The organism is Burkholderia sp. MSMB1498, assembly GCF_001526245.1.
GTDB lineage: Bacteria > Pseudomonadota > Gammaproteobacteria > Burkholderiales > Burkholderiaceae > Burkholderia > Burkholderia savannae.
Map to the genome: position 1 here is coordinate 1 of NZ_LOYJ01000052.1, position 25,616 is coordinate 25,616.

The following is a 25,616-nucleotide window of genomic DNA, read 5'->3' on the forward strand; positions in this document are numbered from 1 at the left end:
CTAGGGCCTGTTCCCGCTAATAACGGGCTTGCGCTGGCCGCCAGAAGGGCCGAGCGCAAGGATTGCGACGAAGCGAATACTCGACGTATTCGCGAGGAGCATGGCGCAGCGATCGGCCCTTCTGGCGGCCAGCCCCTCGACGGATTTTTTTGATCACGGGAACGTGCCTTTGCGCCCGCATGGCGGCGTCGTTCGTCGTTGCAATAGCGACCGCTATTGCGCCTCCTCGCTCCTTGCCCTGCGGGCGCAAAGGCACGTTCGCAAGCCCGTTATTAGCGGAAACAGGCCCTAGGCGAAGCGGGCGCGACGCGCTAAAGTCGACGCTCCCCACGTCAAGCGGAGCATTACCGATGAAGCTGATTGGCATGCTGGATTCCCCATTCGTGCGGCGCGTCGCGATATCGGCGAAGCTGCTCGGTTTGCCGTTCGAGCACCGCTCGATATCGGTGTTTCGCCAGTTCGACGAGTTCAAGTCGATCAATCCGCTCGTGAAGGCGCCGACGTTCTTCACCGACGACGGCACGATGCTCGTCGATTCGTCGCTGATTGTCGATTACCTCGACCGGCTCGTCGCGCCGCAGCGGCGGCTGATGCCCGACGATCTGCCGGCGCGCGTGCGAGCGCTCGAGCTCACCGGTCTTGCGCTCGCGGCGGCCGAAAAGACGGTGCAGGTTGTCTACGAGCATGGCCTGCGGCCGGGCGACAAGCAGCATCAGCCTTGGCTCGACCGCGTGCTCGGCCAGCTCGACAGCGCATACGGCGCGCTCGACGCGCGCATCGCGGGCGCGGGCGGCTGGCTCGTCGGCGAGCGGATCACTCAGGCGGACGTGACGGTCGCCGTCGCGTGGCGCTTCACGGCGTTCATGAAGCGCGATTACCCGGACCTCGCGCGCATCGATCCGGCGCGCTATCCGGCGCTCGCTGCGCTGTCCGCGCGCGCGGAGGCGCTGCCGGAGTTCGAGAGCACGCCGCTCGATTGAGCGGCGCGAGCCGCGGCGCAATCGGCTTCCCATACGTTGCGTGATGCTTGATGCGCGACGCGGCATCCTGAACGCGGACTACGGACTACGGACTACGGACTACGGACTACGGACTACGGACTACGGACTACGGACTACGGACTACGGACTGCGAATGGCGGATCACCAACTACCGATAACCGACTACCGATAACCAGTCACTAGTCGCCGGTGACCGGTCACCGGTCGCGGCTCACCGATCCGAATGGCGCCCGGCCAGCCGGAATCGAGCGCCGCGCGGAACGCCGCCGATTTCGGCAAGCCGGCTGCCGCCGCGCGCAAAAAAACAGAGGCGGTCTCGCCACGCCGCCCGGGCGTCGCGAAACCGCCTCCGCGGTTCGTCATCGAAGGGCGCGCCTCCTAAGCGGCCGCGCGACGATGCTTACGCACGCAGCGCGGCGGCGGGCGCGTAGCCGCCGTCGTCGCGCTCGGCCGCCTCGCGGCGCTTGATTTCTCGCGCGAGCGCATGCGCCTCGCGGTGCGACGCGACGGCGGGCGGCGAGCCCTTGAGCGGCTGGCGCGCGCTCTCGGGCAGCGCGAGCACCGAGATCGCGCCGATCACGGCGGCGCCCATCAGGTAATACGCGGGCATCATCAGGTCGCCCGTCGCGTCGACGAGCCACGCGGCCGCGAGCGGCGTCGTGCCGCCGAACAGCGACACCGATACGTTGAAGCCGATCGCGAGCGCGCCGTAGCGGATCTCGGTCGGAAAGAGCGCGGGCAGCGCCGACGGCATCACGCCCGTAAAGCACGACAGCAGCGCGCCGAGGATCAGGAGGCCGCCGAACACGAGCGACGTCTCGCCCGTGCGGATCAGGAGCAGCGCCGGAATCGCGAGCGCGAAGAGCCCGATGCAGCCGGCGAGCATCACCGGCTTGCGGCCGATCGCGTCGGACAGCCGGCCCGTCGCGAGCGTCATCGGCATCATCAGCACCATCACGATCAGGATCAGCACGAGGCCGTGCGCCTCGTCGAAATGCAGCGTCGAGGACAGATAGCTCGGCAGATACGACAGCGCCATGTAGTCGGCCACGTTGAAGATCAGCACGAGGCCGACGCACAGCAGCAGCGCGCGCCAGTGACGCACGAGCTGCCGGCGGAAATGCGCGTTCGGCACTGCCTTGTCCTGCGCTTCGCGCGCTTCGGCCTGGCGCTTGAACGCGGGCGTCTCCTCGAGCTTCATCCGGATGTAGAGGCCGATCAGGCCGAGCGGGCCCGCGATCAGGAACGGCAGGCGCCAGCCCCACGACAGCAGCGCGTCGTGCGACATCGACGCCGTCAGCAGCGCGACGACGCCCGCGCCCATCACATAGCCGATCAGCGTGCCGAACTCGAGGAAGCTGCCCATGAAGCCGCGGCGCTTGTCGGTCGAGAACTCGGCGATGAAGGTCGCCGCGCCGCCGTATTCTCCGCCCGTCGAGAAGCCCTGCACGAGGCGCGCGACGAGGAGCAGCGCGGGCGCGAGGAGGCCGATCGAGTCGTAGCTCGGGATGAGGCCGATCGCGAACGTGCCGACCGCCATCATGATCATCGTCATCGCGAGCACGCGCTGGCGGCCGATGCGGTCGCCGAGCGGCCCGAACACCATTCCGCCGAGCGGGCGCACGAGGAACGCGGCGGCGAACGTGCCGAACGTCGCGAGCAGCTGCGCGGACGGGCTGCTCGACGGGAAGAACACCTGGCCGAGCGTGACCGCGATGTAGCTGTAGACGCCGAAGTCGAACCATTCCATCGCGTTGCCGAGCGCCATCGCGCCGACCGCGCGCTTCAGGAGCCCTTGGTCGACGACGGTGATCTCGTGGGGGGCGGCGGACGCGCCGTCGGCGGGCGCGATTGACGAGGAAGACGGGGCGGATGTTGCAGTCAAGGTCGAAAACTCCTGTGACGGCGGCCGAATCGCGCGAGGGGGCGCGCGGTTCGCCACGGTTTGCCGGAGAGTGCGGCTCGCGATCGAACGAGGGTCGCGAGCGTGAAAGGGCGCATGAAGCGCTTAATCCGAAAGGAAGCCGATCCGGCGCGGACCCGATGGTCGTCGCGCACTCGCACTCGTGAGAAAGGCCGCCGTACGGGGACGGTCGGCCAACCGGCGCATCGCGTGGCGCTCGCGGCCGGCTGAATACCCTTCAAGGGCGTTGAAACGAAAAAAGCGGCCCGAAGGCGTGCTTTCTTGTGAGCGAAATTCCGGTCGATCCACTGCGGCGCAACGCCGAACGGCCGGGCGACCGAAATAAATGGCAGACGTAGACTGTTGAAAGAAGTGACATATTAGCACGATGGCGGAGGATCGTGCAAATTGACGCGCGGGCGCCGGTTTCTCCGGCGTCGGCTCGGGTATGATCGCGCTCGTTGCCGCGGCGTTGCGCGGCGTTTTCGACCCGCGCGTTGCGCGCCTCCGGACATGCTCCCACTCGCGAAGATCGCCGCGCTTTTCGTATTGACCGCCGTCGCCGAGATCGTCGGCTGCTACCTGCCGTGGCTCGTGCTGAAGGCCGGCAAGCCGGCCTGGCTGCTCGTGCCCGCGGCGCTGTCGCTTGCGCTCTTCGCGTGGCTGCTGACGCTGCATCCGGCCGCCGCCGCGCGCACGTACGCGGCGTACGGCGGCGTCTACATCGCGGTTGCGCTCGCCTGGTTGCGGATCGTCGACGGCGTGCCGCTGTCGCGCTGGGATGCGGCGGGCGCGGCGCTCGCGCTCGCCGGAATGTCGGTGATCGCGCTTCAGCCGCGCGGGTGAGGCCGGGGCGATGCGGCGGTGCGCGCCGGTTCGCGTCGCAGCGGGCGGTGCGGGCGGTGCGGGCGATGCGGCGGCGAAAATCCGGGCGGTGCGGGGCGCGCGGTCTCCATGATCGGCGCGCGCCGACGGCCGGCGAGCCGCGCGGCGGCCGGGGCCGAGCACGGCGAGCGTCGACTAATCGCACGTGCGCATGATTCGGCCGAGCGGCGTTCGTTGGCCTGGGCGATTGCGCCGTCGCGACGGCGCGCCGCGCACATTTCCGGCTGATGGTCGATCGAACGTCGCGTGAAGTCGGGCGTCCGCCGCGCCGCGTGCCGCGCGGCGGCCGTCCGTCCGGAGAGCGGCCGATCGCGATTCAAATCGATTGCGGCGAGATTCGATTGTGGCCAGGTTCATCGTCGAGCGCGCGGCCGGCGGCGTGCGGCGGCCATGCGGGCTCCGATGATTCGCATGCGGCGCCCGACCCGCGGTGGCACATGAACGTGGCGCTGGCGCCGTGCGGCTCGCCGCGCCCTCGCGGCCGCGGATCAGCGGCAGATACCGCGCCCTGCGGCGCGGCCACGCACGCGTCGGCCGGGACGCGGAAAGGCTGAAAAGCCCAAAAGCCCAAAAGCCGAGGCGCCGTCAGGCTTCGCCGGGCGTTTCCTTGCGCCACACGCACGCGCCCTTGACCGATTTGTCGAGCGCATCGAGCTGCGCTTCGTGCTCGGCGAGCTCTTCGTCGGTCGCGGCGAGCACCGGCAGGTCGAGCCCGCTGAACGCCATCCTCGGCTCGTCGCCGTTGCGGTGCTTGTCGCCGGCGTCGTCGAGCATGTCGATGACGAGGCTCTCCTGTCCGCGGGTCATCGCGAGATACACCTCGGCGAGCAGCTCCGAGTCGAGCAGCGCGCCGTGCAGCGTCCGGTGCGCGTTGCTGATGTCGAAGCGGTCGCACAGCGCGTCGAGCGAGTTGCGCTTGCCGGGGAACATCTGCTTGGCCTGCACGAGCGTGTCGATCACGCCCGCGCAGTGCTCGGTGAAAGGCGGCAGGCCGAGCAGCGAGAACTCGGCGTCGAGAAAGCCGACGTCGAACGGCGCGTTGTGGATGATGAGCTCCGCGTCGCGGACGAAGTCGCGCAGCTGGTCGACGATTTCCGCGAACTTCGGCTTGTCGCTCAGGAACTCGGTCGTGAGCCCGTGTACCGCGAGCGCGCCCGGGTCGCTGTCGCGCCCGGGGTTCACGTAGAAATGCAGGTTGTTGCCGGTGAGCCGGCGATTGAGCAGCTCGACGCAGCCGACTTCGATGATGCGGTCGCCCGCGCGTGCGTTGAGGCCGGTGGTTTCGGTATCGAGAATGATCTGGCGCATGTCGGAAAAACGGATGTCGGGTCAGTCGGGGAGCGAACAAGGGCGCGCGAGCCGGCTCATGCCTGCTCGAGCGATTCGACGCCGCGGTTCGCGAGCGCGTCCGCGCGCTCGTTTTCCGGGTGGCCGGCGTGCCCTTTCACCCAGCGCCATTCGACGTCGTGCTGCGCGACGAGCGCGTCGAGCTTCTGCCAGAGGTCCGCGTTCTTCACGGGCGTCTTCGCGGCCGTGACCCAGCCTTTCTTCTTCCAGCCGTGAATCCACTCGCTGATGCCCTTCTGCACGTACTGAGAATCGGTGTGGACGACCACCTTGCACGGGCGCTTGAGCGCCTCGAGCGCGGAGATCACCGCGGTGAGCTCCATCCGGTTGTTGGTCGTGCCGGCTTCGCCGCCGAAAAGCTCCTTCTCCTGCGTGCCGTAGCGCAGCAATGCGCCCCAGCCGCCGGGGCCCGGATTGCCCTTGCAGGCGCCGTCGGTATAGATGTCGATGGTTTGCAACGTCATGAATGTTCTTGGTGAGTGGTCGGGGTGGCGGCGGGCGTGAGGCCCGGCGCGAGCACCGGCTTTTTCATCTTGATCGGACCGACGAGTCGCATCCCGCGCACGCGCTTGATCGCCGTCACCATGTAGACGGCGCCGAAGATCGGCCACCAGCGGTCGCCCGCGGCCTCCATGAACGCATAGCGGGACAGCCACTTGTCGGTGGCGAGGGGCGGCCGGTAGCAGCCGAAGCGGCCGCGCTCGAGATCGAAGCCGAGCAGCTTGATCCAGTCCTTCAGCCGGATGAACGTGATCTGGTCGCGCGTCGCGGGGACGAACGGCCGGCTCGCCATCTTGCCGACCGATTGCCGCGCGCCCCAGAGGCTCAGCGAATTGAAGCCGGTGATCACGAGTTGGCCTTCCGGCATCAGCACGCGTTCCGCCTCGCGCAAGAGCCGGTGCGGATCGGACGTGAATTCGAGCGTGTGCGGCATCACGATGAGATCGACGCTTTGCGACTCGAACGGCAGGTCGAGCAGGTCGCACCACACGGTGCTGCGCCCGGCGGGCGCATGCTCGGCGCTGTGCGCCTCGCGCGCCCACGGGTAGTGATAGGGCGCGCTCGCGCCGCTCGCCGGATCGAGCACGAGGCCGCGGCACGGCATGCGGTTCTCGCGCAGCGCGTCGAGTTGCGGCAGCCCGAGCTGCAGCGCGTGGAAGCCGAACACGTCGGACACGGTGCGGTCGAGCTGCGCTTGCTCCCAGCCGAGCACGTAGCGCCCGGGCGGGGAGTCGGTCCAGGCGGGCCAGTCTATAATCGAACGGTCAGACATATCTCGGTGGTTGCGCGCCCATGAACGAGCTGGAATACGTGCCGGTGCCGGCATTCGACGACAACTACATCTGGCTCGTGTCGGACGGCAGCGATGCGGTCGCCGTCGATCCGGGCGAAGCCGCTCCGGTGCGCCGTCATCTCGACGCGCGAGGCTGGCGGCTGACCGCTATTTTACTCACGCACCACCACGGCGACCACGTCGGCGGAGTGGCCGAGCTGCTCGCGACCGCGCGCGAAGGCGAGCCGGTCGCGGTATTCGGCCCTGCGCACGAGGCGATCGAGCACGTCACGCGCCGCCTCGCGGGCGGCGAGCGCGTGCGCATCGGGTCGCCCCAGCTCGAATTCGACGTGATCGACGTGCCGGGCCACACGCGGGGCCACATCGCGTACTTCCAGCCGGCGGGGCGGGCGAATGCCGCGCCGCACCTCTTTTGCGGCGATACGCTGTTCTCGTGCGGCTGCGGCCGCCTCTTCGAGGGCACGCCCGCGCAGATGCTCGCGTCGCTCGACGCGCTCGCGGCGCTGCCGGGCGACACGCGCGTGCATTGCGCGCACGAATACACGCTGTCGAACATCAAGTTCGCGCTCGCGTGCGAGCCGGACAACGCGGCGCTCGCCGCGTGGCGCGACGAAGCGCTCGCGCGCCGCGCGCGCAACGAGCCGACGCTGCCGACGACGATCGCGCACGAGCGTGCGGTGAACCCGTTCCTGCGCGCGGACAGCCCGTCGATCCGCGCGGCGCTCGAAGCGCAGCTACACGAGGCGGTGCCGGACCGGCTCGCCGCGTTCGCGCTGATGCGCGAGTGGAAAAACCGTTTTCGTTGAACCCTGGGAGCGATCGGGTCAAGCTCAAGCGGAATCTAGGGAGTCGGCCCCAAATACCCGATTTAGCAGGTTTTTTCGGCCTTTTTGTTGACGCGAAGCACGCACTTTCGTACTATCGCCTGCAATTTCCAGCTGTTGGAAGCCGAGATTTTCATGCGATTCCTCCTCAGTGCGCTGTTGGTCCTCACGCTCGCCGCCTGCGCGGGCACGGGACCGACCGCCCAAAATCCCGCGGCCGCCGACCCGCAAGCCGCTTCGGATTACTTGCGCAAGTCCGCCTCCGCGAAAGAAACCGTCGACGTCGACAAGCAATCGGTCGGCGATCTCACCACCGCCGACAGCGATCTCTGGGCGCGCATCCGCCGCGGCTTCCAGATGCCCGACCTGCAGAGCGACCTCGTCGACATGCAGGCGTCGTGGTACGCGCAGCGTCCCGACTACGTGCAGCGGATGACCGAGCGTTCGCAGAAGTATCTGTACCACATCGTCGAGGAGCTCGAGTCGCGCCATATGCCGACCGAGCTCGCGCTGCTGCCGTTCATCGAATCGGCGTACAACCCGCAGGCGCTGTCCGTCGCGAAGGCGGCGGGGATGTGGCAGTTCATGCCGGCCACGGGGCGCACGTACAACCTCAAGCGCAACATGTGGCAGGACGAGCGGCGCGACGTGCTCGCGTCGACGAGCGCCGCGCTCGACTACCTGTCGCGCCTGCATGACATGTTCGGCGACTGGTATCTCGCGCTCGCCGCGTACAACTGGGGCGAGGGCAACGTGCAGCGCGCGATCGCGCGCAACCAGGCGGCCGGCTTGCCGACCGACTACCAGAGCCTGCGGATGCCGAACGAGACGCGCAATTACGTGCCGAAGCTGCAGGCGGTCAAGAACATCGTGATGAACCCGCAGCAGTTCGGCCTCGCGCTGTCGGAGATCCCGAACCACCCGTATTTCGTGACGGTCACGACGTCGCGCGACATCGACGTGACGGTGGCCGCGAAGCTCGCGAACCTGCCGCTCGACGAATTCAAGTCGCTCAACCCGTCGTTCTCGAAGCCGGTGATTCTCGGCGCGACGCAGCCGCAGATCCTGCTGCCGTTCGACAACGCATCGGCGTTCGAGAAGGGCCTGAAGTCGTACGGCGGCCAGCTGTCGTCGTGGACCGCATATACCGTCACCGAGCGATCGCGGCCCGCCGCGATCGCGGAGAAGATCGGCGTCGACGCGGACACGCTGATGCAGGTGAACAAGATTCCGGCCGGCATGCGGCTGAAGCCCGGCTCGACGATCGTCGTGCCACGCACCGACGACGACGACGAGGACATCAGCGCCGACGTCGCCGAGAACGGCGCGCTCGCGATGGAGCCGGACGTGCCGGACACGCGCAAGATGCTGATTCGCGTGCGGCGCAAGCAGTCGATGGAAGCGCTCGCGAGCCGCTACGGCGTGTCGGTCGCGCAGCTGCGCGCGTGGAACCGCACGCGCCGCGCGGTCGTGATGCCGGGCCAGACGATGGTGCTGCACGTGCCGGTCGGCCGCGCGGTGCCGGCCGAGCCGGGTCCGGAGCGGATCGCGACGTCGGTGTCGGGCGGCCACATCGAGCGCGCGAGCCTGCATACGGGCGGCAAGGCGAGCCGCGGCCGCAAGGCGGCGCCCGTGGCGTCGAAGGCGCCGGCGAAGGCCGCGAAGAGCAGCGCGAAGGCCGCGCCCGCGAAGGCCGCGAGCCACAAGGCGAAGAAAAAGTAAGACGAAATGGCGTGCGCGCGGCGGGGGCTTTCCGGCCGCCGGCGCGTAATCGACTACCATCGCGCAACGCCGTCACCCGGGTGACGGCGTTTTCGTTTGTGCGCGCCGCGCCGTGGGTCCGCCGGCCGGCCGCTTCACCGGTGAAGTGTGATGTCCCTTGTGCAATTTCGCGTGTTCGCGCTGTTCGCGATCGGCTATTTCGTTTCATACGTGTTTCGCGGCGTGAATCTCGGCTTCGCGCCACTCATCACGCGCGACCTCGGCTTGTCCGCTGCCGACCTCGGCCTGCTGACGAGCCTCTATTTCCTCGGCTTCGCCTGCGCGCAGATTCCGGCCGGCGTGCTGCTCGACCGCTACGGTCCGCGCCGCGTGAGCGCCGTGCTGCTGCTTGTCGCGGCGGCGGGCGCGTGGGTGTTCGGCGCCGCGCACGACATCGGCACGATGATGGCCGGGCGTCTTTTGATCGGCGTCGGCGTGTCGGTGTGCCTCGGCGGCGCGTTCAAGGCGCTCGCGCAGCACTTCCCGGTCGCGCGGCTGCCGCTCCTGAACGGCTTCGTGATGGCGGTGGGCGGCCTGGGCGGCGTTGCGGTCGGCTCGCCGCTCGAATGGCTGCTCGGCTTCGCCGGTTGGCGCGCGGTGTGCGCGGGGCTCGGCGCGTTCACGGTGGCGGTGGCGGCCGCATTGTGGGCGTTCGCGCCCGACGCGCGACAGAGCCGCCACGATACGAGTGTCGCCGAGCAATTCGCCGGCACGTGGCGAATCGTCACGAACCGCACCTTCTGGAAGATCGCGTCGTTCTCGGTCGTCACGCAGGGCGTGTTCTATGCGATGCAGTCGCTGTGGGTCGGCGCGTATCTGCGCGACGTGAGCGGCTTCGCGCCGCGCGATGCGGCCGCGCTCGTGTCGGTGCTCGGTTTCGCGATGATGGCGGGCTGCGTCGGTTTCGGCGCGGCGGCGCGCGGACTCGAGCGGCGCGGCGTGTCCCTCTACGCGTTCTGCGGCTTCGGAATGGCGCTCTTCGTCGCGACCCAGGTCGCGATCATGCTGCGCGCGCCGCTGCCCGCCGCCGTGCTGTGGGCCGCGTACGGGGTGTTCGGCGGCGTCGGCATCCTGAGCTATGCGGTGCTCGCCGAGTATTTTCCCGTGCATCTGATCGGCCGCGCGAACACGACGCTCACGCTCGTCATCTTCGTGCTGATCTTCGGCTTCCAGGTCGGGGTGGGCGCGATGCTGTCGCATTGGCCGACGCATGCGGGGCATTATCCGGCGGCCGCGCATCTGAGCGCCTGGAGCGTGCTCGTCGCGCTGCAGATCGCGAGCGCGGTGTGGTACGTGCTGCCCGACCGCGCGCTCGACAAGCCGGCCCGGCACGCGGGCTGATGCGCGTGCCGCCTGCTGCGGGCCAAGCAGTGGGCATGGACCGCGCTACGCGTTGCCATTGCCGGCGTGGTTCGCCGCGTGACATACCGCATTGGCGAATGCGATGCCGCGGGCGGTCGCGCACCGTCGCCGGCGCGCGGAGCGCTTCAACTGCGCCGATCGACGTACTCGATGTACCCGCGCCCGCCCGCAGGGCGGCCGTCGCGCTCGCCTTCCCATCGATAGCCGCCGACATAGCCGGTGCCGATGCCGAACAGCATCGGCGTGTCGACCGTCGCGTCGATGGCGAACAGATTGCGGCCATGCCGGTCGCGCACGCGCCACGTGAACGTCTCGGGCAGTCTCATCTCGTTGCCGTCCGGCGCGACGGCCGGCCGCGCCTGCGCGCTCAGCACGCGGAAATGGACATCGGCGTCGAGCCGGTGTGCGCATTGGCCGACGACGCGCAGATACGCGCTCGTCAGCGCCGAATGGCCGTCGACCTGAATGTGCGCGAGCAGCAACTGCGTGTCGGCGTCGAGGTCGATCACCTGATAGCTGAACACGTTCCACGGCAGCTTCGCGGCTTTCGGGAGGAAGCGGTTGTAGAGCAGGTACGGCGACGTGCCGCGCGCGTATTCGTAGGTGCAGAGGCCCGATACGGTGATCGCTGTGCCGCCGTGCTCGATCGTGCCCCGATAGCGGGTGACGAGCGCGATGTGTTCGTAGAAGCGGCCTTTCGCGAACCATGTAACGTCGCCTGTCGCGGTGAGCGCCAGATCGACCGCGAAGCCGTCGCGGCGGCTTTTGAGCCGGAACTCCGGGTAGCGGCCGCTCAGTTCCAGGTCGCCGCCGAGGCGCAGCAGGCTGCCGTCGGCGTGCCACTCGGTGTCACGCGGTATCGAGTAGTGCGTGAAATGGCGATCGACGGCGGCCGCCGTGCCGTGCACGAGCGTCGCGGTTTGCAGCGGGCCGTCGCCCGGCGCGGCCGCGAAGTCGGTGTCGAACACGCGCATGCCGGCGCTGCCGAGGATGATCGCGGTGGCCATGAATTGATGCGGCGCGGGCAGGTCCGGAATCATGATCCCGTAATGCACGAGGCCGAATCGGCGTGCGCCGCCGTCCGGCGCGAAGGTCATCGGCACGGGCAGTCCGTGCTGCACGGATGGTTCGACCGGCCGCAGAATCTGCGTGGCGACTTTGGTGAACAGATAGCCGCGCAATCCTCGCCAGCCGCGGTGGCGATGTTTGCTGTCGATGAGCGGCAGGGCGGGGGTGGTGCCCGGGGGCGGGGCGACGGGGTTGCTCATGTCGTCTCCTGTTTGTCGCGCGAGCACGGCGTTGGGTGCGCGTGTGTGGCGAAGCGCCAGCGGCTTCGCAGTCGTCGAATATGTCGCCGATGCAATGGCCGCGTACTCGGCCTCGCGACCGTGGCCGGCGAGCGGCGATCGCCGGTGATTGGGCGTGCGGGAAAGATCGCATTGAGCGTTACATTGTGCAATGGCATATTGGGCGCATTCCGAACATTTGAGGCCATCTTGACCGTCAAGCTCGCCCACTGGGATTTCGTCCGGCCTGTCGGGACGACGCGCGTGCTCGTCGACGTGGGAGTCGAGCAGGGGATGGCCGTCGACCGGTGCCTGGGCGGCAGCGGCATCCCCTTCGATCTGCTCGACAAGCTGGACGCCGCAGTCGCCGCCACGCAGGAACTGTGCATCATCCGCAATCTGATGCGGCTGCTGGGGCCGGACTTTCCGCTCGGCATCGAGATCGGCCGGCGCTATCACGCGACCGCCTACGGCGTCTGGGGGTTCGCGCTCATGAGCAGCGCGACGTTCGGCGAAGCCGTGTCGGTCGGCTTGCGCTACCTTCAATTGACGTCGACCTTCTGCGACATCCGGCCGACCGTGCGCGGCGAGGATGCGACACTCGTGATCGGCGATCGCGACCTGCCCGGCGACGTGCGCGACGTGCTGGTCGAAATCACGGCGGCCGCGCTGATCACGCTGCAATTCGATCTCGATGCGACGAACTTGCCGGTCAAGCGGCTTGCGCTCAAGATGGAGGCGCCGCCGTACGCGGACCGCTTCCGGGCGCTGTTCGGCGTGTCGCCCGAGTTTGGCGCGGCGGAAAACGCGTTGTCGGTCGACGCGCGTTGTCTGAATCTGAAGCTGCCGCAGCGCAACGCGCTGACGCGGCGGCAATGTGAAGATGAATGCCGGCGCGTGCTCGAGCGGCGTCGTCGACGCGAGGGATGGGCGGGGCGCGTGCGCTGGCGTCTCGCGGGCGATCCGGCGCGCGGCCCGACGATGGACGTGCTCGCGGCCGAGTTCGGCGTGAGCGTGCGCACGTTGCGGCGGCGGCTCGCGGACGAGGGGACGGATTACGAGGCGGTTGTCGACGAGGTTCGCGAAACGCTCGCCGAGGAATTGCTCGTGACCACGACGCTCACCGTCGCGGAAGTGTCGGAGCGGCTCGGCTATTCGGAGCCGTCCGCGTTCGCGCGCGCGTTCCGGCGCTGGAAAGGGGTGCCGCCGAACGAATTCCGGCGGTCCGTGTGAAGGCATGCCGCGTGCGCGCCGCGGCGGTGCGCGGCCGATGGCCGGAATCGGCGGCGTTGCGGCCGATGTCGGCGCGGCCGTGGTTTCGGCGCACAGCCGCCCCGGCGGGCGCGAGCCCGCACGAAATGCGCCGATCGATTGAAGATAAGGCCAATTTCACGCTATAATTTGAAAGTTTGTGCTAATCAACCTCGCACCCTAGCGCCTACCTCCTTCATCCCGTTCGTCCGCCGCACGCCGCTTGACGCAGGCGATGCCGCGAAACCCGCGCCCGCGCGCGCCGTTTCGCGCTCGACCGCAAGCCCGCGCGCGCAAGCGCCCACGCGCGCCGTGATGCGTCACGCGGCCCGCGAGCGCGCGGCAGGATAGACAGGTCGGCGGCAAGGGTGTCCCCCAAGGAGCCCCCCGTGTTGCCGTCTTTTTCTCCCGCATTGCTCGCACTCGCCGACGGCACGGTCTTTCGTGGTTATTCGATCGGCGCGGCCGGCCATACGATCGGCGAAGTCGTGTTCAACACCGCGATCACCGGCTATCAGGAAATCCTCACTGATCCGAGCTATGCACGCCAGATCGTCACGCTGACCTATCCGCACATCGGCAACGTCGGCGTGAACGCCGAGGACGTCGAGGCGACGAAAGTCCATGCCGCCGGCCTCATCGTGCGCGATCTGCCCGCGCTCGCGTCGAACTTCCGGATGGAGCGCACGCTCGGCGATTACCTGCGCGACGAGGGTGTCGTCGCGATCGCGGGCATCGACACCCGCAAGCTGACCCGCATCCTGCGCGACAAGGGCGCGCAGAACGGCTGCATCCTGACGGGCTCCGACGACGAGGCGAAGGCGATCGCGCTCGCGCGCTCGTTCCCGGGCCTGGCCGGCATGGATCTCGCGAAGGTCGTGTCGACGGCGAAGCCGTTCGAATGGAAGCAGACCGAATGGCGCCTCGGCAGCGGCTACGGGATGCAGGAGACGCCGCGCTACCGCGTCGTCGCGTACGACTTCGGCGTGAAGTACAACATCCTGCGCATGCTTGCCGAGCGCGGCTGCCACGTGACGGTGCTGCCCGCGCAGGCGAGCGCGGCCGATGCGCTCGCGCTCAACCCGGACGGCATTTTCCTGTCGAACGGCCCCGGCGATCCGCAGCCGTGCGATTACGCGATCGCCGCGACGAAGGAATTCATCGAGCGCGGCGTGCCGACCTTCGGCATCTGCCTCGGCCACCAGATCATGGGCCTCGCGGTCGGCGCGAAGACGCTCAAGATGAAGACGGGCCACCACGGCGCGAACCATCCGGTGAAGGATCTCGGGAACGGCCGCGTCGTGATCACGTCGCAGAACCACGGCTTCGCGGTCGACGCCGATTCGCTGCCCGCGAACGCGCGCGCGACGCACGTGTCGCTGTTCGACGGCACGCTGCAGGGCTTCGAGCTGACCGACAAGCCCGCGTTCTGCTTTCAGGGCCACCCGGAAGCGTCGCCCGGCCCGCATGACATCGGCTATCTGTTTGACCGCTTCACCGCGCTGATGGACGCGGCGAAGACGCGCAGCGCCTGAGCCCATCGCATCGATCACGGAGTCTCGCATCATGTTCGGCCACGCACTCGGTATCACGGATCTCTGGACCTACGTGTTCGGAGTAGTGTTCATCATTCTGCTGCCGGGGCCGAACTCGATGTACGTGCTGTCGCTCGCCGCGCAGCGCGGCGTGAAAACCGGCTACCGCGCCGCGTGCGGCGTGTTTCTCGGCGACGCCGTGCTGATGGTGCTGTCGGCCGCGGGCGTCGCGTCGCTGCTGAAGGCGAACCCGCTGCTGTTCTCGGTCGTCAAGTACGGCGGCGCCGCGTACCTGCTGTACATCGGCGCCGGCATGCTGCGCGGCGCGTGGCGCAAGCTCGCCCGGCCCGCCGACGCCGACGCCGGTGCCGACGTGCAGCGCGCGGTCGACGGCGAGCGGCCGTTTCGCAAGGCGCTCGTCGTGAGCCTCCTGAATCCGAAGGCGATCCTGTTCTTCATCTCGTTCTTCATCCAGTTCGTCGATCCGACTTACGCGCATCCGGCGCTGTCGTTCGTCGTGCTGGGCGCGATCGCGCAGCTCGCGAGCTTCCTGTATCTGAGCACGCTGATCTTCACGGGCGCGCGTCTCGCCGATCATTTCCGCCGCCGCCGCAAGCTCGCGGCGGGCGCGTCGGGCGGCGTGGGCGGCCTGTTCGTCGGCTTTTCCGTGAAGCTCGCGCTCGCGACGATGAGCTGAGCGCCGCCCGTCGTTCGCGCATCAACGATTATTTTTTGAATCCCAAGAGCCATGCCAAAACGCACAGACATCAACAGCATCCTCATCATCGGCGCCGGCCCGATCATCATCGGCCAGGCGTGCGAGTTCGACTATTCGGGCGCGCAGGCATGCAAGGCGTTGCGTGAGGAGGGCTACAAGGTCATCCTCGTCAACAGCAATCCGGCGACGATCATGACCGATCCGAACACGGCGGACGTCACGTACATCGAGCCGATCACGTGGGAAGTCGTCGAGCGCATCATCGCGAAGGAGCGCCCGGACGCGATCCTGCCGACGATGGGCGGCCAGACCGCGCTCAACTGCGCGCTCGACCTGCATCACCACGGCGTGCTCGAGAAGTACGCGGTCGAATTGATCGGCGCGTCGCCCGCGGCGATCGACAAGGCCGAGGACCGCCAGAAGTTCAAGGACGCGATGACGAAAATCGGCCTCGGCTCGGCGAAGTCCGGCATCGCGCACTCGATGGAAGAGGCGCTCAAGGTGCACGCGGACATCGCGGTGGCCACGGGCGGCAGCGGCTATCCGGCCGTGATCCGTCCGTCGTTCACGCTCGGCGGCTCGGGCGGCGGCATCGCGTACAACCGCGAGGAATTCGAGGAGATCTGCAAGCGCGGCCTCGACCTGTCGCCCACGCGCGAGCTGCTGATCGAAGAGTCGCTGCTCGGCTGGAAGGAATACGAAATGGAAGTCGTGCGCGACCGCGCCGACAACTGCATCATCGTCTGCTCGATCGAGAACCTCGACCCGATGGGCGTGCACACCGGCGACTCGATCACGGTTGCGCCCGCACAGACGCTCACCGACAAGGAATACCAGATCCTGCGCAACGCATCGCTCGCGGTGCTGCGCGAGATCGGCGTCGACACGGGCGGCTCGAACGTGCAGTTCGCGATCAATCCGAAGGACGGCCGCATGGTCGTCATCGAAATGAACCCGCGCGTGTCGCGTTCGTCGGCGCTCGCATCGAAGGCGACGGGCTTTCCGATCGCGAAGGTCGCGGCGAAGCTCGCGGTCGGCTACACGCTCGACGAGCTGAAGAACGAAATCACGGGCGGCCAGACGCCGGCGTCGTTCGAGCCGACGATCGACTACGTCGTCACGAAGATCCCGCGCTTCGCGTTCGAGAAGTTCCGCGAAGCGGATTCGCGGCTGACGACGCAGATGAAGTCGGTCGGCGAGGTGATGGCGATCGGCCGCACGTTCCAGGAGTCGTTCCAGAAGGCGCTGCGCGGCCTCGAGGTCGGCGTCGACGGCCTCGACGAGAAGACGACGAGCCGCGACGAGATCATCCGCGAGATCGGCGAGCCGGGTCCGGACCGGATCTGGTACGTGGGCGACGCGTTCCGCGTCGGCATGTCGCGCGAGCAGATCTTCGAGGAGACGGCGATCGATCCGTGGTTCCTCGCGCAGATCGAGCAGATCGTGCTGAAGGAGAAGGCGCTCGCCGGCCGCACGCTCGCGAGCCTGACGAAGAACGAGCTGCACTACCTGAAGCAGGGCGGCTTCTCCGACCGCCGCCTCGCGAAGCTGCTCGGCGCGACGCCGCAAGACGTCCGCAAGCGCCGTCTCGAGCTGAACGTGCGCCCGGTCTACAAGCGCGTCGACACCTGCGCGGCCGAGTTCGCGACGAAGACGGCCTACATGTACTCGACCTACGAGGAAGAGTGCGAGGCGCAGCCGACCACGAACAAGAAGATCATGGTGCTGGGCGGCGGCCCGAACCGGATCGGCCAGGGCATCGAGTTCGATTACTGCTGCGTGCACGCGGCGCTCGCGATGCGCGAGGACGGTTATGAAACGATCATGGTCAACTGCAATCCGGAAACGGTGTCGACCGACTACGACACGTCCGATCGCCTGTACTTCGAGCCGCTCACGCTCGAGGACGTGCTCGAGATCGTCGACAAGGAAAAGCCGGTCGGCGTGATCGTCCAGTACGGCGGCCAGACGCCGCTGAAGCTCGCGCTCGATCTCGAGGCGCACGGCGTGCCGATCATCGGCACGTCGCCGGACATGATCGACGCGGCCGAAGATCGCGAGCGCTTCCAGAAGCTGCTGCAGGATCTCGGCCTGCGCCAGCCGCCGAACCGCACCGCGCGCGCCGAGGGCGAAGCGCTCGCGCTCGCCGACGAGATCGGCTATCCGCTCGTCGTGCGGCCGTCGTACGTGCTCGGCGGCCGCGCGATGGAAATCGTCCACGAGCCGCGCGACCTCGAGCGCTACATGCGCGAGGCGGTGAAGGTGTCGAACGATTCGCCGGTGCTGCTCGACCGCTTCCTGAACGACGCGATCGAATGCGACGTCGACTGCATCTGCGACGGCGACGCCGTGTTCATCGGCGGCGTGATGGAGCACATCGAGCAGGCGGGCGTCCACTCGGGCGACTCGGCATGCTCGCTGCCGCCGTACTCGCTGTCGAAGGAAACCGTGGCCGAGCTGAAGCGCCAGACGGGTGCGATGGCGAAGGCGCTGAACGTGGTCGGGCTGATGAACGTGCAGTTCGCGATCCAGCAGGTGCCCGCCGACGCGAATTCGGCGGACGGCTCGAAGCAGGACATCATCTACGTGCTCGAAGTGAACCCGCGCGCATCGCGCACGGTGCCGTACGTGTCGAAGGCGACGAGCCTGCCGCTCGCGAAGATCGCGGCGCGCGCGATGGTCGGCCAGAAGCTCGCGCAGCAGGGCGTGACGAAGGAAGTGGAGCCGCCGTACTTCAGCGTGAAGGAAGCGGTGTTCCCGTTCATCAAGTTCCCGACCGTCGATCCGGTGCTCGGGCCCGAGATGCGTTCGACGGGCGAAGTGATGGGCGTCGGCACGACGTTCGGCGAAGCGCTTTTCAAGTCGCAGCTCGCGGCGGGCTCGCGCCTGCCGGAGTCGGGCACGGTGCTGCTGACCGTGATGGATGCGGACAAGCCGAAGGCGGTCGAGGTCGCGAAGATGCTGCACGACCTCGGCTATCCGCTCGTCGCGACGCGCGGCACGGCCGCCGCGATCGAGTCGGCGGGCGTGCCGGTGAAGGTCGTGAACAAGGTGAAGGACGGCCGTCCGCACATCGTCGACATGATCAAGAACGGCGAGATCGCGCTCGTGTTCACGACGGTCGACGAGACGCGCGCGGCGATCGCCGATTCGCGTTCGATCCGGATGAGCGCGCAGGCGCACAAGGTCACGTATTACACGACGATGTCCGGCGCGCGCGCGGCAGTGGAGGGCCTGCGCTATCTGAAGAACTTGGAAGTCTATGATTTACAAGGCCTGCACGCTCGCCTAAACTAAGCCTCCAGTTACCTGTCGAAGCAATACGTGCCGCGATTAAGCGGCGTTTCCGATGTTTCGGAAATGCGCTTAATCGCGGTGATTTTTTTTATAGCCGTTTTAGCTATTGAGTCGTTTATGAGCACCATTCCGTTGACGAAGCGTGGCGCAGATCAACTGCGCGATGAACTGCAGCGCCTGAAGTCGGTCGAGCGGCCGGCCGTCATCAACGCGATCGCAGAAGCGCGCGCGCAGGGTGACCTGTCCGAGAATGCCGAGTACGACGCCGCAAAAGAAAAGCAGGGCTTCATCGAGGGACGTATCGCCGAAATCGAGTCGAAGCTGTCGGCCGCGCAGATCATCGATCCGACCGCGCTGGATGCCGACGGCCGTGTGGTGTTCGCGGCGACGGTCGAGCTCGAGGATCTCGAATCGGGCAATACCGTCAAGTACCAGATCGTCGGCGACGACGAGGCCGATCTCGATCACGGCCTGATCTCGGTCAGCTCGCCGATCGCGCGCGCGCTGATCGGCAAGTCCGAAGGCGACGTCGCGGCGGTTCAGGCGCCGAGCGGCGTGCGCGAGTACGAAATCATCTCGGTGCTGTACATCTGATGTCCGGTTCCGCGGCGCCGCACCGGCTGTTTCGCCTGCTGGCGACGATCTGGGTCGGCAGTCTGCTGACGATCGGCTATGCGGTGGCGCCGGTGCTGTTCGCGACGCTCGATCGGGCGACGGCGGGTTCCGTCGCCGCGCGCCTGTTCAACATTGAGGCGACGATCGGCGCGGTGTGCGGCGTGCTGCTGATCGGCTTGTCGAATCTGCTCGTGCGGCGCGGCCACGATTCCTACCGCCGGCTGCGCCGGCTGCTGGCCGCGATGCTCGGCTGCGTGCTGGTCGGCTATTTCGCGTTGCAGCCGTTCATGAACGCGCTGCGCGTCGCGGCGCTCGAGGCGGGCACCGACGTCGGCCATTCCGCGTATGCGGGGCGCTTCGCGCTCCTGCATGGCGTGTCGAGCCTCTTTTATCTCGTCGAGAGCCTCGTCGGCGTGTGGCTGATCTGGCGGCTGCCGGGGCACGGCGGCTCGAGCCCGCTTGGCGGCGCGCGGCGCGCATAGCCGGCGCATATCATCCGGCGCGGCGCACGCGCGCGCTGGAAGCGCGGGCTTGCCCGGCCGGCGATCCGGCCGTGTGGCAAGCCCGAAGGCGATTACTTCTCGTTCTGGTGCTGGCGCTTCGCGCTCGACTGGCGTTTTTTCGCGCGCTTGACGTTGCCGCCCGCGGTCACGCGTTCGTTGCCGAGCACGCGCACTTTCTCCGGCTTCGGCCGGCGGACGGCGGGCGCGTTCGGCGATTGCTTCACCACCTTGACGACGCGCGGCGCGCGGCCCTTCGCGTCAGCCGACGGCGCGGCGCCCGCGCGGGCGGCCTCGCGCGCGCTCGGCACGCCGCGGCGGCCGCGCGGCGGCGCCTCTTCGGCCTGCTCGGGCTTCCAGATCACGAGCAGCTTGCCGATGTGCTGGATCGGCGCGGCATTCAGGCGGTCGCAGATTTCGTCGTAGATCGCGACGCGCTCGTCGCGCTCGTCGCCGAATACGCGGATCTTGATCAGCTGGTGCGCGGCGAGGTGGACTTTGATCTCGGCGAGCACGGCATTGGTAAGCCCTTCTGCGCCGATCAGCACGACGGGCTTGAGCGCATGGGCTTCGGAACGCAGCGCGGAGCGCTCGGCGGGGGAAAGCGAAAGGGCGGGCATCGGAATGAGGAATTCGAATCAAATTGACGGCGGGCGAGCCGGGAAGAGCGGCAAAGCTTTTCCGCGGCGGCGCGCCGAAACCACGTAAAATCGCGGCTTGGGCCCGTCGGGGCCGAAAGCCGCGCCAATAAGTCCCGTATTATCCGCCAAAAGTGCGGCTTCACGAAGCAATCGGCAGCAATCTCTCCATCGCATGGCAAAGAACCGCTTTAACCAATCCTGGTTGCATGACCACATCAACGACCCGTACGTCAAAATGGCGCAGCGGGAGGGCTATCGCGCGCGCGCCGCGTACAAGCTGAAGGAAATCGACGAGCAGGACAAGCTGATCCGTCCGGGCCAGGTGATTGTCGACCTGGGCGCCGCGCCGGGGAGCTGGAGCCAGTACGCGCGCAACAAGCTTGCGCGGGGCTTGCGGCGCGACGCGGTGCGTGAGGGCGGGATCGACGGCACGATCATCGCGCTCGACATGCTGCCGATGGAGCCCATCGCCGACGTCCATTTCATCCAGGGTGACTTCCGCGAGGAGGACGTGCTGCACCAATTGGAGGAAGTCCTCGCCGGGCGCTCGGTCGACCTTGTAATTTCCGACATGGCCCCCAACCTGTCCGGCGTGGCGGTCGCGGATGCGGCGCGGATCGAGCATGTCTGCGATCTGGCGCTCGAATTTGCGCAAAACCATCTGAAACCGGATGGGGCCCTTTTGGTGAAGTGCTTCCACGGCAGCGGCTACAGCCAGATTGTCGAGAAATTCAAGCACCAATTTAAAACGGTGGCGCCGCGCAAGCCAAAAGCTTCCCGCGACAAATCGTCCGAAACGTTTATTTTGGGTCGGCATCTGAAGCAACCGCGCTGAAGGTGGCATGGCGCGGCAGGATGCGCCGGAGCCCTTGCCAGTCGTGCCGCGCGCCTATCGGCGCGGTAGCGAATCCTTATGGCGAGGGGCTGCGGACTGGATTAGAATGCCTGAGGAGCGCCGCAAGGCAAATGTAGGCGCTCGTCTATGAGTGAAGGAGTGGTGCTTTGAACAACAATATGTTTTCGAAGGCAGCAGTGTGGCTCGTGATCGCACTGGTGCTGTTTACGGTGTTCAAGCAGTTCGACAAGCCCCGCGTCCAGGAAGGCGTCTCCTATTCGCAGTTCATGGATGACGCGAAGAACGGCAAGATCAAGAACGTCGTCGTGCAGGGGCGCAACCTCACCGTCACTCCCGCGGATGGTCAGAAATATCAGATCGTGTCGCCGGGCGACATCTGGATGGTCGGCGATCTGATGAAGTACGGCGTGCAGGTCAGCGGCAAGGCCGACGACGAGCCGAACGCGCTCGTCTCCGCGCTCTACTACCTCGGTCCCACGCTGCTCATCATCGTGTTCTGGTTCTACATGATGAGACAGATGCAGGGCGGCGGTAAGGGCGGGGCCTTCTCGTTCGGCAAATCCCGCGCGCGGCTGATCGACGAGAACAACAACGCGGTCAACTTCTCCGACGTCGCCGGCTGCGACGAAGCGAAGGAGGAAGTGTCCGAGCTCGTCGATTTCCTGCGCGATCCCCAGAAATTCCAGAAGCTCGGCGGCCGCATCCCGCGCGGCGTGCTGCTCGTCGGGCCTCCCGGCACCGGTAAGACGCTGCTCGCACGCGCGATCGCGGGCGAGGCGAAGGTGCCGTTCTTCAGCATCTCGGGCTCGGACTTCGTCGAAATGTTCGTCGGCGTCGGCGCGGCCCGCGTGCGCGACATGTTCGAACAGGCGAAGAAGCATGCGCCGTGCATCGTGTTCATCGACGAAATCGACGCGGTCGGCCGTCACCGCGGCGCCGGCATGGGCGGCGGCAACGACGAGCGTGAGCAGACGCTGAACCAGATGCTCGTCGAGATGGACGGCTTCGAGGCGAACTCGGGCGTGATCGTGATCGCCGCGACCAACCGCTCCGACGTGCTCGACAAGGCGCTGCTGCGTCCGGGCCGTTTCGACCGCCAGGTCTACGTCGGCCTGCCGGACATCCGCGGCCGCGAGCAGATCATGCGCGTGCACCTGCGCAAGGTGCCGATCGCGAACGACGTCGACGCGGCGGTCATCGCGCGCGGCACGCCGGGCTTCTCGGGTGCCGATCTCGCGAACCTCGTCAACGAGGCCGCGCTGTTCGCGGCGCGCCGCGGCAAGCGGATCGTCGAGATGCAGGATTTCGAGGACGCGAAGGACAAGATCTTCATGGGGCCGGAGCGCAAGTCGGCCGTGATCCGCGAGGAAGCGAAGCGTGCGACCGCGTACCACGAGTCGGGCCACGCGGTGATCGCGAAGCTGCTGCCGAAGGCCGATCCGGTCCACAAGGTCACGATCATCCCGCGCGGCCGTGCGCTGGGCGTCACGTGGCAACTGCCGGAGCATGACAACGAGACGTATTCGAAGGACTACCTGCTCGATCGCCTCGCGATCCTGTTCGGCGGCCGGGTGGCGGAAGAGCTGTTCCTGAACCTCGTCAGCACCGGCGCGTCGGACGACTTCAACAAGGCGACGCAGACCGCGCGCGCGATGGTGGCCCGCTTCGGGATGACCGACGCGCTCGGGCCGATGGTCTACGTCGACGACGAGAATGACGGCGGCCCGTTCGGCCGAGGCTTCACGCGCACGATTTCGGAAGCGACGCAGCAGAAGGTCGACGCGGAAATCCGCCGCGTGCTCGACGAACAGTACGGCCTCGCGCGCCGTCTGCTCGATGAGAATCGCGACAAGGTCGAGGCGATGACGGCTGCGCTGATGGAGTGGGAAACGATCGACGCCGATCAGATCAACGACATCATGGAAGGGCGTCCGCCGCGCTCGCCGAAGAGCGCGCCGCCGGCCGGCGATCCTTCGTCGGGCGGTTCGTCCGGCGCCGAAGTCAAGCCGGGCAACGCCACCGCGCCGGCATAAACGATCGCGGATTTCGTTCACGGGCTGGTGTGGCTGTCACACCGGCCCGTTTTGCTTTCTTGCCTGACGCATTTCATCGCTTCCCATCGCGTTCGATCCGACGCCCGAGCTCGTGTCCCATCCCGATTCCGCTTTTCCCGTTCCCGAACCGCTTCAATGCGGCCGCTTCACGCTGACCTTCGAGCGCCCCCTCGTGATGGGGATTCTCAACGTCACGCTCGATTCGTTCTCCGACGGCGGCCGCTATGTCGTTCGTGACGCTGCGCTCGCGCAGGCGGAGCGAATGATCGCCGAGGGCGCCGACATCATCGACATCGGCGGCGAGTCGACGCGGCCCGGCGCGCCGCCCGTGCCGCTCGACGAGGAGCTCGAGCGTGTGATTCCGCTCGTCGAAGCGCTGCGCGGCATGAATGTGCCGCTGTCGGTCGACACGTACAAGCCTGCCGTGATGCACGCGTCGCTCGCGGCGGGAGCCGATCTGATCAACGACATCTGGGGCCTGCGCCAGCCGGGCGCGATCGACGCCGTGCGCGACAGCGCGTGCGGCCTTTGCGTGATGCACATGCTCGGCGAGCCGCAGACGATGCAGGTGCACGAGCCCGACTATCGCGACGTCGTCGCCGACGTGCGTGCGTTTCTTGCCGAACGGGCCGACGCGCTGGTGCGGGCGGGCATCGATTTCCGGCGTATCAGCGTCGATCCGGGGTTCGGTTTCGGCAAGTCGGTGATAGAACACAACTACGCGCTGCTCGCGCATTTGCCGTTCACGGCGCCGACGCGGCCCGACGGGCGCGCGTATCCGATTCTCGCGGGCATGTCGCGCAAGTCCATGCTGGGCGCGCTGATCGGCAAGCCGGCGCCCGAGCGCGTCGCGGCGAGCGTCGCCGCGGCGGTTTGCGCGGTCGAGCGGGGAGCGGCGATCGTGCGCGTGCACGATGTCGCGGCGACCGTCGACGCACTGAAAGTATGGAGCGCCGTGCGCGATGCCGCGCGGCTAGCATAAGTCGAAACAAGGAGGAAGGTTCTACATGGGACGTCGTTATTTCGGCACGGACGGCATTCGCGGCAAGGTCGGCGAGGCGCCGATCACGCCCGATTTCGTGTTGCGGCTCGGCTATGCGGCGGGCAAGGTGCTCGCGAGCGCGTCCGGGCGCGCGGCGTCGGGCGCGCGCCCGACGGTGCTGATCGGCAAGGACACGCGCGTGTCGGGCTACATGCTCGAAGCGGCGCTCGAGGCCGGCTTCTCGGCGGCGGGCGTCGACGTGATGCTGGCGGGGCCGATGCCGACGCCGGGCGTCGCGTACCTGACGCGCGCGCTGCGACTGTCGGCGGGCGTCGTGATCAGCGCGTCGCACAATCCGTATCACGACAACGGCATCAAGTTTTTCTCGGCTGACGGCAACAAGCTGCCGGACGAAACCGAGGCCGCGATCGAAGCGTGGCTCGACAAGCCGCTCGAATGCGCGCCGTCGGACGGGCTCGGCAAGGCGCGGCGTCTCGACGACGCGGCCGGCCGCTACATCGAGTTCTGCAAGAGCACGTTCCCGGCGGCGTTCGATCTGCGCGGGATGAAGCTCGTTGTCGACTGCGCGCACGGCGCCGCGTATCAGGTCGCGCCGCACGTGTTTCACGAGCTCGGCGCGGACGTGATCCCGATCGGCGTCGCGCCGAACGGCTTCAACATCAACGACGGCGTCGGCGCAACCGCGCCCGATGCGCTGATGCGCGCGGTGCGTGCGAACCACGCGGATCTCGGCATTGCGCTCGACGGCGACGCGGACCGGCTGCTGGTCGTCGATCACACCGGCCGGCTGTATAACGGCGACGAGCTGCTTTATGTGCTGGTCAAGGACCGCATCGCAACTAACGGCCAAGTCGAGGGGGCGGTGGGAACGTTGATGACGAATCTCGCCGTCGAAGTCGCACTGAAAGACGTGGGCGTGCAGTTCGTGCGGGCGGCGGTTGGCGATCGCTATGTGCTCGAGCAGCTTCGCGAGCGCGGCTGGCAGCTCGGTGCCGAAGGTTCCGGCCACATTCTGTCGCTCGATCGGCATTCGACGGGCGACGGGATCGTGTCGGCGCTTCTCGTGCTCGCGGCGCTCAAGCGCAGCGGCACGACGCTCGCGCAGATGCTAGACGGCGTGACGCTGTTCCCGCAGAAGCTGATCAACGTGCGGATGAAGCCGGGCACCGACTGGAAGGGCAGCGACGCGATCCGGCGCGCGATCGATTCCGCCGAAGGGGCGCTCGCGGGCAGCGGACGGGTGCTGATTCGTGCGTCCGGCACGGAGCCCGTGCTGCGCGTGATGGTCGAGGCTCGGCACGCGGCGGACGCGAACCGCCACGCGGAGGCGATCGCCGACGCGGTCAGGCAGGCGACGGCGTAAGCGCGGAGCGCTTACGCCGGGACCGAGCCGACCGAGCCGACCGAGCCGACCGAGCCGACCGAGCCGACCGAGCCGACCGAGTCAGCCGAGTCAGCCGAGTCAGCCGAGTCAGCCGAGTCA

General features: G+C 67.5%; 21 protein-coding genes. 15 read left to right on the top strand and 6 right to left on the bottom strand.

From position 1 onward, the window contains the following. The first annotated feature begins 350 nt into the window (after positions 1-350). Positions 351-980 (top strand): glutathione S-transferase family protein, encoded by a 630-nt coding sequence (locus WS91_RS09015; protein WP_038749728.1) that lies wholly within the window; start codon positions 351-353, stop codon positions 978-980. Between the two features lie 421 nt (positions 981-1,401). Here WS91_RS09015 and proP read toward each other — a convergent pair whose 3' ends face one another. Beyond that, positions 1,402-2,886, bottom strand: a complete 1,485-nt coding sequence (gene proP, locus WS91_RS09020) for a glycine betaine/L-proline transporter ProP (protein ID WP_059647103.1) — start codon at positions 2,884-2,886, stop codon at positions 1,402-1,404. A gap of 531 nt (positions 2,887-3,417) precedes the next feature. On the opposite strand from proP, the gene WS91_RS09025 reads away from it, so the two are divergent. After that, positions 3,418-3,750 carry a YnfA family protein gene (locus WS91_RS09025; RefSeq protein WP_038749732.1) on the top strand — a complete coding sequence of 111 codons (333 nt, stop codon included), beginning with the start codon at positions 3,418-3,420 and terminating at the stop codon, positions 3,748-3,750. A gap of 624 nt (positions 3,751-4,374) precedes the next feature. Here the strand turns inward: WS91_RS09025 and dnaQ are convergent. Genes dnaQ through WS91_RS09045 form a run of 3 tightly spaced genes read right to left on the bottom strand, consistent with a single transcriptional unit; the run spans position 4,375 to position 6,409 of the window. Beyond that, positions 4,375-5,097: a DNA polymerase III subunit epsilon gene (gene dnaQ / locus WS91_RS09035; protein WP_038749736.1), complete on the bottom strand. Its 723-nt coding sequence runs from the start codon at positions 5,095-5,097 to the stop codon at positions 4,375-4,377. A 56-nt stretch (positions 5,098-5,153) separates the two neighbouring features. Further along, positions 5,154-5,600 carry a ribonuclease HI gene (gene rnhA / locus WS91_RS09040; RefSeq protein WP_038749739.1) on the bottom strand — a complete coding sequence of 149 codons (447 nt, stop codon included), beginning with the start codon at positions 5,598-5,600 and terminating at the stop codon, positions 5,154-5,156. Further along, on the bottom strand, positions 5,597-6,409 hold the full coding sequence (locus WS91_RS09045; protein ID WP_038749742.1) for a class I SAM-dependent methyltransferase: 813 nt from the start codon (positions 6,407-6,409) through the stop codon (positions 5,597-5,599). Before WS91_RS09045 ends, rnhA begins: the two co-directional genes overlap by 4 nt. 20 nt (positions 6,410-6,429) lie before the next feature. Between WS91_RS09045 and gloB the strand changes: the two genes are divergently transcribed. From gloB to WS91_RS09060, 3 genes are all read left to right on the top strand, one after another. Then, complete coding sequence (gloB, locus tag WS91_RS09050) at positions 6,430-7,236, top strand: hydroxyacylglutathione hydrolase (RefSeq protein ID WP_059580964.1); 807 nt, start codon at positions 6,430-6,432, stop codon at positions 7,234-7,236. A gap of 153 nt (positions 7,237-7,389) precedes the next feature. Beyond that, positions 7,390-8,976, top strand: a complete 1,587-nt coding sequence (locus WS91_RS09055; protein ID WP_038749844.1) for a transglycosylase SLT domain-containing protein — start codon at positions 7,390-7,392, stop codon at positions 8,974-8,976. 150 nt (positions 8,977-9,126) lie between these two features. Continuing rightward, positions 9,127-10,356 (top strand): MFS transporter, encoded by a 1,230-nt coding sequence (locus WS91_RS09060; protein WP_059580961.1) that lies wholly within the window; start codon positions 9,127-9,129, stop codon positions 10,354-10,356. A gap of 146 nt (positions 10,357-10,502) precedes the next feature. Here WS91_RS09060 and WS91_RS09065 read toward each other — a convergent pair whose 3' ends face one another. Beyond that, on the bottom strand, positions 10,503-11,645 hold the full coding sequence (locus tag WS91_RS09065; RefSeq protein WP_059670146.1) for a DUF6670 family protein: 1,143 nt from the start codon (positions 11,643-11,645) through the stop codon (positions 10,503-10,505). A 228-nt stretch (positions 11,646-11,873) separates the two neighbouring features. Here WS91_RS09065 and WS91_RS09070 point away from each other — a divergent pair, with 228 nt between their 5' ends. From WS91_RS09070 to WS91_RS09095, 6 genes are all read left to right on the top strand, one after another. Next, positions 11,874-12,896: an AraC family transcriptional regulator gene (locus tag WS91_RS09070; RefSeq protein WP_059647112.1), complete on the top strand. Its 1,023-nt coding sequence runs from the start codon at positions 11,874-11,876 to the stop codon at positions 12,894-12,896. A 407-nt stretch (positions 12,897-13,303) separates the two neighbouring features. Next, positions 13,304-14,449 (top strand): glutamine-hydrolyzing carbamoyl-phosphate synthase small subunit, encoded by a 1,146-nt coding sequence (gene carA / locus WS91_RS09075; RefSeq protein ID WP_059580952.1) that lies wholly within the window; start codon positions 13,304-13,306, stop codon positions 14,447-14,449. Positions 14,450-14,480: 31 nt separating this feature from the next. Beyond that, complete coding sequence (gene leuE / locus WS91_RS09080; protein WP_059580949.1) at positions 14,481-15,146, top strand: leucine efflux protein LeuE; 666 nt, start codon at positions 14,481-14,483, stop codon at positions 15,144-15,146. Between the two features lie 51 nt (positions 15,147-15,197). Beyond that, entirely contained in the window at positions 15,198-18,464 is a 3,267-nt protein-coding gene (carB, locus tag WS91_RS09085) for a carbamoyl-phosphate synthase large subunit (RefSeq protein ID WP_059580944.1), read from the top strand. A 117-nt stretch (positions 18,465-18,581) separates the two neighbouring features. Next, positions 18,582-19,058 (top strand): transcription elongation factor GreA, encoded by a 477-nt coding sequence (gene greA, locus WS91_RS09090; RefSeq protein ID WP_038749766.1) that lies wholly within the window; start codon positions 18,582-18,584, stop codon positions 19,056-19,058. Beyond that, entirely contained in the window at positions 19,058-19,561 is a 504-nt protein-coding gene (locus tag WS91_RS09095; RefSeq protein WP_038749769.1) for a DUF4149 domain-containing protein, read from the top strand. The genes greA and WS91_RS09095 overlap by 1 nt, the downstream gene beginning before the upstream one ends. A 92-nt stretch (positions 19,562-19,653) precedes the next feature. Here the strand turns inward: WS91_RS09095 and WS91_RS09100 are convergent, their stop codons facing one another. Then, complete coding sequence (locus tag WS91_RS09100; RefSeq protein WP_038749772.1) at positions 19,654-20,199, bottom strand: YhbY family RNA-binding protein; 546 nt, start codon at positions 20,197-20,199, stop codon at positions 19,654-19,656. A gap of 193 nt (positions 20,200-20,392) precedes the next feature. On the opposite strand from WS91_RS09100, the gene WS91_RS09105 reads away from it, so the two are divergent. From WS91_RS09105 to glmM, 4 genes are all read left to right on the top strand, one after another. Continuing rightward, complete coding sequence (locus WS91_RS09105) at positions 20,393-21,055, top strand: RlmE family RNA methyltransferase (protein ID WP_038749775.1); 663 nt, start codon at positions 20,393-20,395, stop codon at positions 21,053-21,055. Positions 21,056-21,222: 167 nt separating this feature from the next. Further along, entirely contained in the window at positions 21,223-23,109 is a 1,887-nt protein-coding gene (ftsH, locus tag WS91_RS09110) for an ATP-dependent zinc metalloprotease FtsH (protein ID WP_038749778.1), read from the top strand. Positions 23,110-23,221: 112 nt separating this feature from the next. Then, on the top strand, positions 23,222-24,112 hold the full coding sequence (gene folP / locus WS91_RS09115; RefSeq protein WP_059670147.1) for a dihydropteroate synthase: 891 nt from the start codon (positions 23,222-23,224) through the stop codon (positions 24,110-24,112). A 25-nt stretch (positions 24,113-24,137) separates the two neighbouring features. Next, entirely contained in the window at positions 24,138-25,496 is a 1,359-nt protein-coding gene (gene glmM / locus WS91_RS09120; protein ID WP_059670148.1) for a phosphoglucosamine mutase, read from the top strand. Positions 25,497-25,616 lie beyond the last annotated feature (120 nt).